Source organism: Martinezella tropici, from assembly GCF_008370325.1.
Lineage (GTDB): Bacteria > Pseudomonadota > Alphaproteobacteria > Rhizobiales > Rhizobiaceae > Rhizobium > Rhizobium tropici_B.
In genome coordinates this window covers 1-15,818 of sequence record NZ_VNIP01000009.1, presented here as the reverse complement: position 1 = coordinate 15,818, position 15,818 = coordinate 1, and the positions used below count along the sequence as shown (strand labels likewise).

12 protein-coding genes are annotated in these 15,818 nt (G+C 61.1%); 10 read left to right on the top strand and 2 right to left on the bottom strand.

Annotated elements, in window-relative coordinates; translation table 11 throughout:
- Nucleotides 1-21 precede the first annotated feature (21 nt).
- Genes FP026_RS16890 through FP026_RS16880 form a run of 3 tightly spaced genes read left to right on the top strand, consistent with a single transcriptional unit; the run spans nt 22 to nt 1,891 of the window.
- Nucleotides 22-879 carry a carbon-nitrogen hydrolase family protein gene (locus FP026_RS16890; protein WP_149635800.1) on the top strand — a complete coding sequence of 286 codons (858 nt, stop codon included), beginning with the start codon at nt 22-24 and terminating at the stop codon, nt 877-879.
- Entirely contained in the window at nt 876-1,304 is a 429-nt protein-coding gene (locus tag FP026_RS16885; RefSeq protein ID WP_149635799.1) for a DUF1178 family protein, read from the top strand. Before FP026_RS16890 ends, FP026_RS16885 begins: the two co-directional genes overlap by 4 nt.
- Complete coding sequence (locus FP026_RS16880; protein WP_149635798.1) at nt 1,304-1,891, top strand: DUF3291 domain-containing protein; 588 nt, start codon at nt 1,304-1,306, stop codon at nt 1,889-1,891. Before FP026_RS16885 ends, FP026_RS16880 begins: the two co-directional genes overlap by 1 nt.
- A 21-nt stretch (nt 1,892-1,912) precedes the next feature.
- Here the strand turns inward: FP026_RS16880 and ubiG are convergent, their stop codons facing one another.
- Nucleotides 1,913-2,665 carry a bifunctional 2-polyprenyl-6-hydroxyphenol methylase/3-demethylubiquinol 3-O-methyltransferase UbiG gene (ubiG, locus tag FP026_RS16875; RefSeq protein ID WP_149635797.1) on the bottom strand — a complete coding sequence of 251 codons (753 nt, stop codon included), beginning with the start codon at nt 2,663-2,665 and terminating at the stop codon, nt 1,913-1,915.
- Nucleotides 2,666-2,939: 274 nt separating this feature from the next.
- Between ubiG and FP026_RS16870 the strand changes: the two genes are divergently transcribed.
- The 7 genes from FP026_RS16870 (at nt 2,940) to clpB (ending at nt 13,415) form a co-directional block, all read left to right on the top strand.
- Nucleotides 2,940-3,566: a hypothetical protein gene (locus tag FP026_RS16870; RefSeq protein ID WP_149635796.1), complete on the top strand. Its 627-nt coding sequence runs from the start codon at nt 2,940-2,942 to the stop codon at nt 3,564-3,566.
- Nucleotides 3,567-3,737: 171 nt separating this feature from the next.
- Nucleotides 3,738-5,012: an aspartate kinase gene (locus tag FP026_RS16865; RefSeq protein WP_149635795.1), complete on the top strand. Its 1,275-nt coding sequence runs from the start codon at nt 3,738-3,740 to the stop codon at nt 5,010-5,012.
- 100 nt (nt 5,013-5,112) lie between these two features.
- Nucleotides 5,113-7,380 carry a phosphoenolpyruvate--protein phosphotransferase gene (ptsP, locus tag FP026_RS16860; protein WP_149635794.1) on the top strand — a complete coding sequence of 756 codons (2,268 nt, stop codon included), beginning with the start codon at nt 5,113-5,115 and terminating at the stop codon, nt 7,378-7,380.
- Between the two features lie 88 nt (nt 7,381-7,468).
- Complete coding sequence (prfA, locus tag FP026_RS16855) at nt 7,469-8,548, top strand: peptide chain release factor 1 (protein WP_149635793.1); 1,080 nt, start codon at nt 7,469-7,471, stop codon at nt 8,546-8,548.
- Entirely contained in the window at nt 8,545-9,420 is an 876-nt protein-coding gene (gene prmC / locus FP026_RS16850; RefSeq protein ID WP_149635792.1) for a peptide chain release factor N(5)-glutamine methyltransferase, read from the top strand. The genes prfA and prmC overlap by 4 nt, the downstream gene beginning before the upstream one ends.
- A gap of 349 nt (nt 9,421-9,769) precedes the next feature.
- Nucleotides 9,770-10,471 (top strand): DUF4167 domain-containing protein, encoded by a 702-nt coding sequence (locus tag FP026_RS16845; protein WP_149635791.1) that lies wholly within the window; start codon nt 9,770-9,772, stop codon nt 10,469-10,471.
- Nucleotides 10,472-10,814: 343 nt separating this feature from the next.
- Nucleotides 10,815-13,415, top strand: coding sequence for an ATP-dependent chaperone ClpB (clpB, locus tag FP026_RS16840; RefSeq protein ID WP_149635790.1), 2,601 nt, complete (start codon nt 10,815-10,817; stop codon nt 13,413-13,415).
- Between the two features lie 115 nt (nt 13,416-13,530).
- On the opposite strand, the gene FP026_RS16835 is transcribed toward clpB, so the two are convergent.
- Nucleotides 13,531-15,471, bottom strand: a complete 1,941-nt coding sequence (locus FP026_RS16835; protein WP_149635789.1) for a M23 family metallopeptidase — start codon at nt 15,469-15,471, stop codon at nt 13,531-13,533.
- Nucleotides 15,472-15,818: the final 347 nt, after the last annotated feature.

Below are 15,818 nucleotides of genomic sequence, written 5' to 3'. Positions count from 1 at the left end.
ATATTGACGAAGGAGAAACCGATGAGCTTCAAGGCTGCCGCCATCCAGATGTGTTCCGGTGTCGATCCTGTAAAGAACGCGGCTGACATGGCGCGCCTCGTGCGCGGCGCCGCCTCGCAGGGTGCCGTCTATGTGCAAACGCCGGAGATGACCGGCGCGGTGCAGAAGGATCGCCCGGCCATGCGTGTCGTCTTGCGCGACGAGGCGAACGATATCATCGTCAAGACGGCGTCCGAGCTGGCGAAAGAACACGGCATCTACCTGCATATCGGCTCGACCGCGATTGCGCTCGATGACGGCAAGATCGCCAACCGCGGTTTCCTCTTCGGTCCCGACGGCAAGCTCATCAACCGCTACGACAAGATCCACATGTTCGACGTCGATCTCGACAATGGCGAGAGCTGGCGCGAAAGCGCCGTCTACCGGCCCGGATCGGAAGCGCGCATCGCATCGCTGCCCTTCGCCGAGCTCGGCTTTTCCATCTGCTACGACGTGCGCTTTCCGCAGCTCTTCCGCGCCCAGGCCGTTGCCGGCGCCGAGGTGATGACGGTTCCCGCCGCCTTCACGAAGCAGACGGGCGAAGCGCATTGGGAAATCCTGCTGCGCGCCCGCGCCATCGAAAACGGCATGTTCGTCATTGCCGCCGCTCAGGCCGGCAAGCATGAGGACGGCCGTGAAACCTTTGGTCATTCGATGATCATCGATCCCTGGGGCAAGGTGCTGGCATCCGCCGGCGGCACCGGCGAGGCAGTCGTCATCGCCGAGATCGACATTGCCTCGGTGAAATCGGCCCATGACAAGATACCGAACCTGAAGAATGCGCGTGAATTTTCGCTGGAGAAGATCGCGACGCCGGCGTCTGGAGGCGTCGCTGCTTGATCCGTTATTCGCTTCATTGTGACAATGCCCATGAGTTCGAGGGCTGGTTTTCCGAAAGTGCCGATTTCGATCGCCAGCTCGCAAGCGGCTTTCTCACCTGTCCGGTCTGCAATTCGGCCGCGATCTCCAAGCTCCTGATGGCACCTTCGGTTTCGACGGCGCGCAAGAAGGATGAGCTACAGACGCTTGCCATGGATGCCGCGCGCAAGCAAGCGATGACCAAGCTCAAGGAAGCGGTCGACGCCATCAAGGCCAATGCCGAGGATGTCGGGACGAAATTCCCTGAAGAGGCCCGCAAGATCCACTATGGCGAGGCGGATGCGCGCGGGATCATCGGCAAGGCGACGCCGGACGAGGCACAAGCTCTCGTCGAGGAAGGCATCGAGATTGCCGCCATCCCCGTATTGCCTGACGATATCAACTGATGCCGGCCGACGCCGGCAGGCATCTCGCCATGTATAATTTCGGGCTGCATGTTTCGGCCTATGAAAGCCCTGCCGTGGAGGGTTTTCGTTTGCGCGAAGCGGCGAATTTCGAGGCGGCTGCGCGTGCGAGTGGCTTCATCGGCCGTTCCGGCTATCCAGGTGAGCAGCAACCCTCCTGTTGGGGCGAACAGGTCTTTCCACGCTTCATCGGAGGCAGCGGTTTTACCACGGCACCATCATCGCTGTCGCTCTGGGCCGATATCGAATCGCTGATGGCATTCACCTATAGCGGCGTGCATGCCGATGCCTTGAAACATGCGCGGCACTGGAATGTCAGGCAGAGCTGGCCGCCGTTGGTCCTCTGGTGGGTGGATGCCGGGGACGTTCCGGAATGGAAAGATGGCGTCGAACGGCTGGAGCATCTTCACGATCATGGAGCGAGCCCAACGGCCTTTTCGTTCAAGCAGTCCTACGGGCCTGATGGCCGGCCTCAGGAGATCGATCGCTTGCGTATTAAGGAGATCGTTGCTCGCAACGCAGCGAGCCAGAGCGAGTTGCTGGCGCATGTGCTGACGCTGAAGGTCTGAGGCACGTTCACAGATGCGCGATCAGCTCGGATTTGTCCGCTTCGCCAGCAGCATGTAGTTGACATCCATATCCTTCGAGAGGTTCCAGCGGTCCTGCAGCGGCGAATAGAAGACGCCGGTGCGGGCGATGATTTCCAATCCATCGGCGGCAAGCGGCTTTTCGATCTCTTCCGGGCGCACGAGCTTCTCATATTGATGGGTGCCGCGCGGCAGCCAGCGCAGCAGGTTTTCGGCAGCGAAAATAGCAAGTGCTGCGGCCTTCATGGTGCGGTTGATGGTCGCAACGAACATCAGGCCGCCGGGGCGCACCATTTTCGCGCAGGTCGACAGGAAGAATTCGACGTCGGCAACGTGCTCGACCACTTCCATGTTCAGCACGATATCGAAGGTCTCGCCGGCCTCGGCCAGCTGCTCGGCGGTGACGGCGCGGTAGTCGACCGTAACGCCCGAGGCCTTTGCGTGCGTCGAGGCAATGCCGATGTTCTTTTCCGAGGGGTCGGCACCGACGACATCGGCACCCATGCGGGCCACCGGCTCGGACAGCAGGCCACCGCCGCAGCCGATATCAAGCACGCGGAGACCTTCCAGCGGTCGGCCGCTCTTCGGATCGCGGCCGAAATTCTCGCAGGCGCGGTCGCGGATGTAGGCGAGGCGCACCGGATTGAACTTGTGCAAGGGCTTGAACTTGCCGGTCGGGCTCCACCACTCGGCCGCCATGGCGGAAAAACGGTCAACTTCGCTCTGGTCGATCGTGCTCTTTGCCGTTTCGCTCATGGTTCACTCCGTGATCTGCGCCGTGCGCATGTTCCGGGGCCTATGTTCCGGGCGAGCGCAAGCAACAATATTTCTCCGTGTGAAGTCGGACGATCGCTGCGCGATGTCAAGGGCTGCAGCCATCGATCGCCTGTGGGGTGTGTCGATCGGCAGCAGCGAATTGCCATCCCGAGGTTGACATGGAGGTATCTTATGGCCGATCAATCGCCGGGCTTGAAATGGACTTTCAGAACCGGAATCGATTTCGATCGACCGGCGTATACAGGAGTTCCTCATGAGACCATTCCGTCTCGCGACGGCTATCGCCATGGGTTGCCTTGCTATTGGCCATGCAAATGCCGGGGACAGCAAGGGGTTTCGCCTGACGATCGATGGTGTCGTGGTGAGTATCAATCCTGGCGACACGTTCGAAGTCACCATGAAGGATGGCCGCAAGGTCCCGGTAGAGCTGCAGCGCAGCGATACGGTGACGTTCACGGGCGGCAAGTTCTCCTTCGATCACGATGGCAAGTTGACCGTCGCAAAGACGGATCTGGGCGATGGCGTGCAGCAATATGCGCTGATGACGCCGATCGGCACCGGTATCATCGTGCAGGCCTATAAAGGCCTCAATCCGTCGAGCAATACCGACCTCGTGCTGCAGCAGATGGTGCAGGAAAGCCTCAACGGCGGCGCCAAGATAACCAAGCAGAGCGCGCAGCGTACGCTCCCGAGCGGCAGCGTCCTGAAGGGCGTGAAGGCGGAAACCACCACGGATGACGATGTGATGGAATATGAGATCGTCGCGACCGGCCGGCCGGAAGGCGGCATACTCGTCGCCACTTTCCTCAACAAGGAAAACATCGACAAGGAAGGCGGAATTCTCGACAAGCTCTGGTCGACTTTAAAAGTTGATTATTAAAGTATAGTTTTGTCGCGCCGGGTGCGTCCCGCTATTGCACCCGTCCGACAAACTCGCTAAGAGACGGCCCCATTGAGATCACGCTTTTCCGGCTACCGAACCGGGAGGGCGATTTTGCATGTCGGGCTTTCCGCATTTCGGCCGCCTGGCGCAGGGTACTGGTAGAGGCACATGGCACGCATCGTGATGAAATTCGGCGGAACCTCCGTCGCGGATCTGGACCGTATCAAGAACGTCGCACGCCATGTGAAACGCGAAGTCGATGCCGGCCATGAAGTGGCCGTCGTTGTTTCCGCCATGTCCGGCAAGACCAACGAACTGGTCGGCTGGGTTCAGAATATGCCGAAAGTCACCGGCGCCGATCATTCCATCTACGATGCGCGCGAATATGATGCGGTCGTCGCCTCTGGCGAGCAGGTCACGTCCGGCCTGCTGGCGATCGCGCTGCAAGCCATGGGCATCAATGCCCGCTCGTGGCAGGGTTGGCAGATCCCGATCCGCACCGACAATGCGCATGGCGCTGCCCGCATTCTCGACATCGATGGCGAAGACATGATCCGCCGCATGAAGGAAGGGCAGGTCGCAGTCGTTGCCGGGTTCCAGGGGCTTGGTCCGGACAATCGCGTCGCGACCCTCGGCCGCGGCGGCTCCGACACCTCGGCAGTCGCGCTTGCCGCTGCCGTCAAGGCTGACCGTTGCGACATCTACACGGATGTCGACGGCGTCTACACGACCGATCCGCGCATCGAGCCGAAGGCACGCCGCCTGAAGAAGATCGCCTTCGAGGAAATGCTCGAAATGGCCTCTCTCGGCGCCAAGGTGCTGCAGGTGCGCTCGGTCGAACTGGCCATGGTTTTTAAGGTCCGCACCTTCGTGCGCTCTTCTTTCGAGGATCCCGATGCTCCGGGCATGGGCGATCTGCTCAACCCGCCCGGAACGCTGATTTGTGACGAGGATGAAATCGTGGAACAGGAAGTAGTCACCGGCATTGCTTATGCCAAGGATGAGGCTCAGATCTCGCTGCGCCGTCTTGCCGACCGGCCGGGCGTTTCCGCCGCGATCTTCGGGCCGCTGGCCGAAAACCACATCAATGTCGACATGATCGTCCAGAATATTTCCGAGGACGGCTCCAAGACCGACATGACCTTCACCGTCCCCTCCGGCGATGTCGACAAGGCGCTCCGCGTTCTTGGCGAAAACAAGGAAAAGATCGGCTACGATGTCGTCCAGAGCGAATCAGGTCTGGTCAAGGTATCGGTCATCGGCATCGGCATGCGCTCGCATGCCGGCGTTGCCGCGACCGCTTTCCGGGCACTTGCCGAAAAAGGTATCAACATCAAGGCCATTACGACGTCAGAAATCAAGATTTCCATCCTGATTGATGGTCCTTACGCAGAACTCGCAGTCAGGACTTTGCATTCCTGCTACGGTCTGGATAAGAGTTGATTCAGGACTGCTGACAACGGACCGTGACGGAGGCGAGTTTCGGCCGGCCCTGACGTGGGCAAGACAGGCATGACATCTTGATTCGGGAGCTAGTGGCGCAATGAGAGACCTTTCCGGCGGTCCACGCGTTCTGCTCAAGCGGCTACGCGAGTTGATGGCGGAGCCGCTGGAGCCACAGGAGCGTCTTGACCGGATCGTCAGCCAGATTGCCAGCAATATGGTCGCCGAGGTCTGCTCGGTCTACGTGCTGCGCGCAGACGGCGTCCTCGAACTTTATGCCACCGAGGGTTTGAACAAAGAGGCGGTCCACCTTTCGCAACTGAAGATGGGGCAGGGCCTTGTCGGTACGATTGCCGCCTCCGCCCAGCCGCTGAACCTTTCGGACGCGCAATCGCATCCCGCCTATCGTTACCTGCCGGAAACCGGCGAAGAGATCTACCATTCCTTCCTCGGCGTCCCGATCCTGCGCACGGGGCGATCGCTTGGCGTTCTCGTCGTTCAGAACAAGGCGAGCCGCACCTATCGCGAGGAGGAGCTGGAGGCGCTCGAAACGACGGCCATGGTGCTGGCCGAAATGATCGCCACGGGCGAGCTGAAGAAGATCACCAAGCCCGGCCTGGAGCTCGATCTTACGCGCTCGGTCACTATTGACGGCGACACCTATAATGAAGGCATCGGCCTCGGCTATGTCGTCCTGCACGAGCCGCGCATCGTCGTCACCAATCTGCTGAACGACGATGCCGACAAGGAGATCGGCCGCCTGGCCGAAGCGCTCGGCTCGCTGCGCATCTCCATCGACGACATGCTGTCGCGACGTGACGTCTCGATGGAGGGCGAGCATCGCGAGGTGCTTGAAACCTACCGCATGTTCGCGCACGACCAGGGCTGGGTGCGCAAGCTCGAGGAAGCCGTCCGCAACGGCCTGACCGCTGAAGCCGCGGTCGAAAAGGTGCAGAGCGACACCAAAGCGCGCATGATGCGCCTGACCGATCCCTATCTTCGCGAGCGCATGCACGATTTCGAAGATCTAGCGAACCGGTTGCTCCGGCAGCTCATCGGCCATTCGGGCCGCACCAGCGCCGAGGGCTTTCCGAACGATGCGATCATCTTCGCGCGCGCCATGGGCGCGGCGGAACTGCTCGATTACCCCCGCGCCAACATTCGCGGCCTGGTCTTGGAAGAGGGCGCGGTGACGAGCCACGTCGTCATCGTCGCGCGCGCCATGGGCATTCCCGTCGTCGGGCAGGCGGCAGGTGTCGTCGCGCTGGCGGAAAACGGCGATCCGGTCATCATCGATGGCGACGGCGGCCATGTCCATCTGCGGCCGATGGCCGATCATCAGCGTTCCTATGAAGAGAAGGTGCGGTTCCGTGCCCGCCGGCAGGAGCAGTTCCGTGCCCTGCGCTCCGTCGAGCCGGTCACCAAGGACGGGCAGCGTATTTCGCTCTTGATGAATGCCGGCCTGCTGGTGGATCTGCCGCAGCTTGCCGAATCCGGCGCCGAGGGCATTGGCCTGTTCCGCACCGAGCTGCAATTCATGATCGCCTCGACCATGCCGAAGGCGGAGGAGCAGGAAGTCTTTTATCGCAATGTGATGAAGCAGGCAGGCGGGCACGTCGTTACCTTCCGGACGCTTGATATCGGCGGCGACAAGGTCGTTCCCTATTTTCGCGCGCATGAGGAAGAGAACCCGGCACTCGGCTGGCGTGCTATCCGGCTCTCGCTCGACCGCCCTGGCCTGCTGCGCACGCAGCTCAGGGCGATGCTGAAAGCAGCCGCCGATGCCGAGTTGAAGATGATGGTGCCGATGGTCACGGAGGTCTCCGAGATCAGGGCGGTGCGCGAGCTCCTGCAGAAGGAAGTACAGCACCTTTCACGCTTCGGACACGGCCTGCCGCGCAAGCTGCAGTTCGGCGCCATGCTGGAAGTGCCGGCGCTGCTGTGGCAGCTGGACGAGCTGATGGCGGAAGTCGATTTCGTCTCCATCGGCTCCAACGACCTGTTCCAGTTCGCGATGGCGGTGGATCGCGGCAATGCCCGCGTTTCGGATCGCTTCGATCCACTCGAGCGGCCGTTCCTGCGCATCCTGCGCGATATCGTGCGCGCCGGCGAGCGTAACAAGACACCGGTGACGCTGTGCGGCGAGCTGGCCGGCAAGACGATTTCGGCGATGGCCCTGCTCGGCCTCGGCTTGCGCTCGGTTTCGATGTCGCCTGCCTCGATCGGCCCGGTCAAGGCGATGCTGCTCGGGCTCGACCTCAAGGCCCTGTCTGATGTCATGGAGACCGCGCTCGATGACAGGCAGCCAACAAGTTCCATGCGGGATATCCTTGTGCGCTTTGCCGAGAGCCACAATATTCCGCTTTAGCGCGATCCTGAAAAGCACGAAGCGGTTTCCAGGCAGGATCATGCGCACCATATCAAAGCAGACATAATAAGAAGAATTGGAGTAGAGGGTGGCGAAGCTCCCCGTTGAAAAAATGCGCGAATTGGAACGCCGTTTCGGCGAGATCGAGGCGCGTATGTCCGCAGGCCCGGCCGCGGATGTCTATGTGAAGCTTGCTTCCGAGTATTCCGAACTGCAGCCGGTCGTCACCAAGATCCGTGACTATGAGCGCGCTCTCGCCGAGGCTGCCGATCTCGAGACCATGCTCTCCGACAAATCGGTCGACCGTGACATGCGCGACCTTGCGGAGATGGAGCTGCCCGAGGTCAAGGAGCGCATCGAGACGCTGGAAAAGGATATTCAGATCGAGCTCCTGCCGAAGGATGCGGCCGACGAGAAGAGCGCGATCCTGGAAATCCGCGCCGGCACCGGAGGTTCCGAGGCGGCACTTTTCGCAGGCGATCTCTTCCGCATGTATGAGCGTTTCGCGGCCGCCAATGGCTGGAAGGTGGAGGTTCTCTCCGCCAGCGAGGGCGAAGCGGGCGGCTACAAGGAAATCATCGCGACGATCAGCGGCAAGGGCGTGTTCTCCCGGCTGAAGTTCGAATCAGGCGTGCATCGCGTACAGCGCGTGCCGGAAACCGAGGCAAGCGGCCGCATTCATACTTCTGCGGCGACCGTCGCCGTGCTGCCGGAGGCCGAGGAAATCGATATCGAAATCCGGCCCGAGGATATCCGCATCGACACCATGCGCTCTTCGGGCGCCGGCGGCCAGCACGTCAATACGACCGACTCGGCCGTGCGCATCACCCATCTTCCGTCGGGGATCGTTGTCACGAGCTCGGAAAAGTCACAGCACCAGAACCGCGCCAAGGCAATGCAGGTGCTGCGGTCGCGGCTGTTCGACATGGAGCGCCAGCGTGCCGACAGCGAGCGTTCCGCCGACCGCAAGAGCCAGGTCGGTTCCGGCGACCGGTCCGAACGCATCCGCACCTATAATTTCCCGCAGGGGCGCGTCACCGATCACCGCATCAACCTGACGCTCTACAAGCTTGACCGGATGATGATCGGCGAGATCGACGAGGTGGTCGATGCGCTGCTGGCGGACTACCAGGCGAGCCAGCTCGCCCAGCTCGGCGAACAGGCATGAGCGGCGGGCAGGGGCCGACAGTTTCCGGACTCCTGCAGGAGGCGCGCGCCCGCTTTGCCGAGGCCGACCTCGACGATCCCGCGACGGAAGCACGCATTCTTGTCGGCGGCCTCCTTCGTCTTGCCGCCACCGAGCTCGTGACGCGAGGTTCCGAGGCGGTGTCTGCGAAGGATGTGGCGGCGGTGCGGGCGGCGATCGCCCGCCGGCTCAATCATGAGCCGGTCCATCGGATTCTTGGCGAGAGGGAGTTCTATGGCCTCTCCCTGCGGCTCTCGGCGGCGACGCTCGAACCGCGGCCCGATACCGAAATTCTCGTCGATACGATGCTGCCATACCTGCGGCGTCTTGAATCCAAGGTCGGCAATATCCACATACTGGATGTCGGAACGGGAACGGGAGCCATTTGCCTGGCTCTGCTTCACGAGTGCCCCAAAGCGACGGGTGTTGGTTCCGATATTTCCGGCGAGGCGCTGGAAACCGCTCGCGGGAACGCGGAGCAGAATGGCCTGGCGGCGCGGTTCAAAATCGCGCATGGAAGCTGGTTTGACGCCATCCACGAATGTTTTCACGTGATTGTCTCAAATCCGCCCTATATTGCGTCCAGTGTCATTTCCACTCTCGCTCCAGAAGTAAAGGATTTCGATCCTCCCGCGGCCCTCGACGGGGGCCTTGATGGGCTGGATGCATACAGGGCGATCGCAAAGGATGCGGCGCGGTTTCTACTCCCGGACGGCATGATAGGAGTAGAGATCGGTTACGATCAGCGTGAAACGGTGACTTCGATTTTTGAAGGAGCAGGATTTTCCCTTGTCGAGGCGGCTCGTGACTACGGCCAGAACGACCGGGTTCTTGTGTTTGAATTTCAACATTAACGCGACGTTTTGCAGCGGATTTGTGGAACCCCTGTTGTTATCGCAAAGAAAAAGCTTGGATTTCCTGAGGAAGCAATATAGGTTGCGCTCACGCGTTGGGCGGCTGGGAATAGGCGAGACGATTCGTTTATCTTGGACAGCCTCGGGGATCCGCTCTTTGGTAAGAGTGTCAAAGGTTGAAGATAACCCAATGCGTGATCAGTTTAATCTGACGTAGTCGAGCGGCAGACCGGCGCTAAAGCGCAGTTTGCTTGCGGCACGCAAGCCTTGGTTCGGGAGTGTCCGAACCGCGGCGGCAGGTGTCGTGTATGATTTTTATCCCAACGAAGAGAATTCAGGTGAAGGATCTATGAGGCCAGGACAGCAGAACAAGCGCGGTCGGGGGCGTGGTAACAACAACAACGGCGGCGGTGGAAATAACAACAATAATTTCAACCGCAAGGGCTCGAACCCGCTGACCAGGACTTACGACAGCTCTGGTCCCGATGTGAAGATCCGCGGAACCGCACAGCATATCGCCGAGAAATACTCGGCCTTGGCTCGCGACGCCCAGAGCTCCGGCGACCGCGTTATGGCTGAAAACTACCTGCAGCATGCCGAACACTACAATCGGATCATTGCCAGCGCCCAGGCGCAGATGCAGGAGCGCTATCAGCGCGACGATCACCACAATTACAACGATCGCGACACGGGCGACCGTGACATCGACGATATCGATGCAAACGAGATCGATGACCAGCCGCAGATGGCGCCGCCTCCAGCTCGTCCGCAGCAGGCAGCTCCAGCGGCCGCTGCTGCAGCTCCGGCTCCCGAGCCGGAAGCTATCAACGGCACAGGCCCGCAGCCGGTAATCGAAGGCATCCCGGCCGAAGTGGCGATCGAGGAAGAAACTCCGGCAGTGGCCGCCACCGAGCGCCAGCCGCGCCGTCGCAATGCAGGCGGCAACCGCCCGCGCCGCCAGCCGCGCCGCAGTGCCGCAGCCGATGGAGAAGGCGAGGGCGAAGCCGCTTCGGGCGAAGCGCCGGCCCTGGCGGACGCTGCCTCGGAATAAGTCGCTCCACTGGAGCGAACTAGGCTAATGACGCGAGAATGCGGAAATGGCGGCGAAAGCCGCCATTTCTTTTTGTATGGCGGGAAGCTCCTTTCGGGCTAATCGGCGCTTCTTCAATTACAGAAGCGGATGGAGCCGCTCCAATTACAGAAGCGGATGGAGCCGCTCCGGCCGGTTTTTCCATTCCGCAACCCTTTAAACTCTTCAAATATCCTCCCATATTCTCCCCAGTTGCCTTGCCGCAAATCTCAATGGCGGAAAGGCGGGGCCTGCCTCTTGAGGGGGCTCAATCTCAATCATCGGTCTGCGCCGGTCAGGGCAGAGCGATTCATGGAGGTCTCATATGAATATTGAAAAATACTCCGAGCGGGTACGCGGTTTCCTGCAATCCGCCCAGACCTATGCGCTTGCGCAAGGTAACCAGCAATTCGCTCCCGAACATGTGCTGAAGGTGCTACTGGACGACGATCAGGGCATGGCCGCCTCGTTGATCGAGCGTGCCGGCGGCGACGCCAAGGCCGCCCGCCTTGCCAATGATGCTGTTCTTGCTAAGCTGCCGAAAGTTTCCGGCGGTGATGGCCAGATCTATCTCTCGCAGCCGCTCGCCAAAGTCTTTGCCGCTGCTGAGGAAGCTGCGAAGAAGGCCGGCGACAGCTTCGTCACCGTCGAGCGTCTGCTGCAGGCCCTGGCGATCGAGCCCACCGCCTCGACCTCGGCCACGTTGAAAAAGGCCAACGTAACCCCCGTTGCCCTCAATCAGGTCATCAACGATATCCGCAAGGGCCGCACCGCCGACTCTTCCAATGCGGAGCAGGGCTTCGATTCCCTGAAGAAATATGCTCGTGACCTCACTGCCGAGGCGCGCGAAGGCAGGCTCGACCCGGTGATCGGCCGCGACGATGAAATCCGCCGCACCATCCAGGTCCTCTCCCGCCGCACCAAGAACAATCCCGTGCTCATCGGCGAGCCTGGCGTCGGCAAGACGGCCATCGTCGAAGGCCTGGCGTTGCGCATCGTCAATGGCGACGTGCCGGAATCGCTGAAGGACAAGAAGCTGATGGCGCTCGACATGGGTGCCTTGATTGCCGGCGCGAAGTTCCGTGGCGAATTCGAAGAGCGGCTGAAGGCGGTGCTCAACGAGGTACAGTCGGAAAACGGCGAGATCATTCTGTTCATCGACGAAATGCACACGCTGGTCGGTGCCGGCAAGGCCGATGGCGCCATGGATGCGTCCAATCTTCTGAAGCCTGCGCTTGCGCGCGGCGAGCTGCATTGTGTCGGCGCGACCACGCTCGATGAATACCGCAAGCATGTCGAGAAGGATCCGGCGCTCGCCCGTCGCTTCCAGCCGGTCATGGTCGAAGAGCCGACGGTCGAAGACACGATCTCGATCCTGCGCGGCTTGAAGGAAAAATACGAGCAGCATCACAAAGTGCGCATCGCCGATGCCGCGCTGGTAGCCGCCGCGACCTTGTCGAACCGCTACATCACCGACCGCTTCCTGCCTGATAAGGCCATCGACCTGATGGACGAGGCCGCAGCTCGCCTGCGCATGCAGGTGGATTCCAAGCCGGAAGAGCTCGACGAGCTTGATCGCCGTATCATTCAGCTGAAGATCGAGCGCGAGGCGCTGAAGAAAGAAACCGACCAGGCCTCGGCCGACCGGCTGAAGCGGCTGGAAACGGATCTTGCTTCTCTGGAAGAGGAAGCCGATGCGCTGACCGCGCGCTGGCAGGCCGAAAAGCAGAAGCTCGGTCTTGCCGCCGACCTGAAGAAGCAGCTCGACGATGCCCGCAACGAACTGGCGATCGCCCAGCGCAAGGGTGAATTCCAGCGCGCCGGCGAGCTCGCCTATGGCGTGATCCCCGATCTGGAGAAGGAACTCCACGCCGCGGAAGAGCAGGATAGTGCCCGTGATTCCATGGTGCAGGAGGTCGTCACCGCCGATAACATCGCCCAGGTCGTTTCCCGCTGGACCGGGATTCCCGTGGACAAGATGCTGGAAGGCGAGCGCGACAAGCTGCTCAGGATGGAAGACGAGCTGGCAAAGTGGGTCGTCGGCCAGGGCGATGCCGTTCAGGCTGTTTCGCGTGCCGTCCGTCGCTCGCGTGCCGGCCTGCAGGATCCGAACCGGCCGATCGGCTCGTTCATCTTCCTCGGCCCGACCGGCGTCGGCAAGACCGAGCTGACGAAGGCGCTTGCCCGTTTCCTCTTCGACGATGACACCGCGATGGTACGTCTCGACATGTCTGAGTACATGGAGAAGCACTCCGTGGCCCGACTGATCGGCGCGCCTCCCGGCTATGTCGGCTATGAGGAAGGTGGGGCGCTGACCGAAGCCGTCCGTCGCCGGCCCTACCAGGTCGTACTGTTCGACGAGATCGAGAAGGCGCACCCGGATGTCTTCAACGTCCTGCTCCAGGTTCTGGATGACGGACGCTTGACGGACGGGCAGGGCCGCACGGTCGACTTCCGCAATACGATGATCATCATGACCTCCAACCTGGGTGCCGAATATCTGACCCAGCTGAAAGAGGGCGATGACAGCGATCTGGTGCGTGAACAGGTGATGGATGTGGTTCGGTCGCATTTCCGGCCCGAATTCCTGAACCGTGTTGACGAGATCATCCTGTTCCACCGTCTGAAGCGCGATGAGATGGGAGCGATCGTCGATATCCAGCTGGAGCGGCTGTTGAAGCTGTTGTCGGAGCGCAAGATCACTCTTGATCTCGATGACGACGCCCGCCATTGGCTGGCCAATAAGGGTTACGATCCGGTCTATGGCGCGCGGCCGCTGAAGCGGGTGATCCAGAAATATGTTCAGGATCCGCTCGCCGAACAGATCCTTTCGGGTCAGATTCCGGATGGATCGCTCGTCAAGGTCACCAGCGGTTCGGACCGGTTGCTGTTCCGTCCGCGCCAAGCGGTGCACGAAGCGGCCTAAGCTGCGGCGGGTGAATACATGCCGTGGCGGTCTTCGGGCCGCCATTTTGCTATTGGTCGTTGCCGATACCGCCGAGGCGGCAACAGATCAGTATGAAATTGGCGGCGCGGCCGAGCTATTTGCTGGCGATCTGCTTCGACTTGTCGTCGGTCAGCAGCGTATCGATGCGCTTGCGCTCTTCCTGGAACTTGGCGAGCGCATCGCCTTCCAGCGACTTGCCGCCGGGAAGGCGAATGCGCAGCGGATCGACCTTTGTGCCGTTGACGATCAGCTCGTAGTGGAGGTGGGGTCCGGTCGCGAGACCCGTCGAGCCGATAAAGCCGATCACTTGACCCTGCACCACTTTCGCGCCTGGCACGATACCCTTGGCGATGGCGCTCTGGTGATTGTAGGAGGAGACGTAGCCGTTCGCATGGCGAATGAGGGTCTGATTGCCGAAGCCGCTCGAATCCCAACTCGCCTTTTCGACGACGCCGTTGCCGGCCGCGATGATCGGCGTGCCGCGGGGCGCTGCCCAATCGACACCGGTATGCATGCGCGCGAAGCCGAGGATCGGGTGGCGGCGCATGCCGAAGCCTGATTTGAAGACGCCCGTCGGGACAGGGTTGCGCAGCAGGAATTGCCGGATGCTCTTGCCGTTTTCGTCGAAATAGTCGATCGAACGATCGGTCGGATCCTCGAAGCGATAGAAGCGCGTGACCGTATCGCCGAACTTGGCATTGACGTAGAGCAGCTCGGAATCGGCCGTCGCCTGTCCCTCGTCGTCGGTGACCGAGAAGAACGCTTCCAGGGAATCCGTCGGCTTCAGCTGTGCCTGGAAATCGACATTGCTTGCAAGCAGCTTGACGATCTGCGCAACCATCTCCTCGCTCATGCCGTAGGAAAGGGCCGCGCGATAGATGCCGTCGTAGACGCTCGGCAGATCGCGCCCGGCCGTCAGCGTGGGCGCGTCATTGTCGAAAGCGGTGGCGATGGCATCGAGCATCGGCGGCGCACTGCCGGCGACGAAATCGCCATGGTCGTTCTGTGCGATAGTGAGAAGATGTTTCGTGCCGCGGTAGAGGCTGGCGCGGATGATCTTGGCCTGCTCGCCCTTCTGAAGGATGCCGATGCGCAATACGTCGCCCCTCGAAACATTGGCCGAGCCAAAGAGCGGCTGGATCTTCGCGGTGATGTCGTCTGCGTCGGCCTTGGGGTAGCCGGCATTGGTCAGCGCCGTGGCGATCGGCATATTCTCGCGGATCGGTATGATGTCGTCGGCAAATTCTTCCGTCTGCGCGGTCACGGCTTCCGGCGCCGAGACCGACATGTTCTCCTCGACGATGCGCGCGGCAAGGCCCGCCGTCAGGTCGACATCGGAATCGTCATTGGCGAAACGGCCCGGGTCGACATAGTAGAGCGCCGAGAGCTGGGTATTGCCATCTGCCAGAACCGAGCCGTTGGAGCGGACATTCTCCTCGACCTCTTCAAGCGACATGGAGCCGGCAAGCTGGAAGGGGATATCCTTGGTCGGAAAGGCCACCGTCTTCAGGCTGACTTCGGATTCCACGTCCGATCCGTAGATGGCGCCGGTCTTGTTGGCCGGCGGCGGTATGTTCTCGTCGGCGGAAAAGATCGCCAGCGGATCGAAGGGCGGGTAGCTTTCGTTGGCGATGCGGTTGGTGGCGAGCGCGATCTTCACATGGGCGAAGGGCTGGCGGCGCACCACCTCCTTGTCGCCGTCGCGCACGACCGTCGATACTTCGAGAATATTGCGGTCTGATGGTTTCGAGGCGATCGCGGTGGAAATCAGGCGGGCACCGCGGATGACCTGATCGTCGGAAGCGTGGTGGCTGTCTGTTGTCGCATAGGCTTCCGCCGGAATGGCTAGCTGCTGGCGGCCGTCGAGTGCGGCAAACAGCGCGACACCCATCAGGATGCTTGAGGTGAGGCCAGTCAGGAAGGTGCCGGAGAGCCAGCGCAGCGAAACTTCGCGCCGGTCCGGCGCCCGCCTGCCATCGGCCAGGATTGGCGGCTCGTTACCGAGCGATCGGAGCATCATCTTGTCCGTCATCATGCCAATCGAGATCCGCTTCCTTATATGCGAGCCGCAGGCTTGGGGGCGAAGATGTGCATATTTATGACAAGGGTGTCAAATCGAGCGGCCGCTTTTTGCAGCGGCGGAGACCCTGTTTCCCGCAAAATACCGAGGCGGGCGCGGCCCGCCGGATGGGCAAAGGCGCCGGTTCATGGCCTGTTTCGCCATCCCAGAACCAGACTCTGCGCTTCCGCAGGGATATCTGTGGGTGTTTTGCAGCGCATTTGTGGCGCCCACAGAGATGTTCATAAATCTCTCATAAGAATCAATCAGTTATTTGTTTTTTGATTTTTTTGAAAATCGGCTGTTGACTTGGTTCGGAGGTA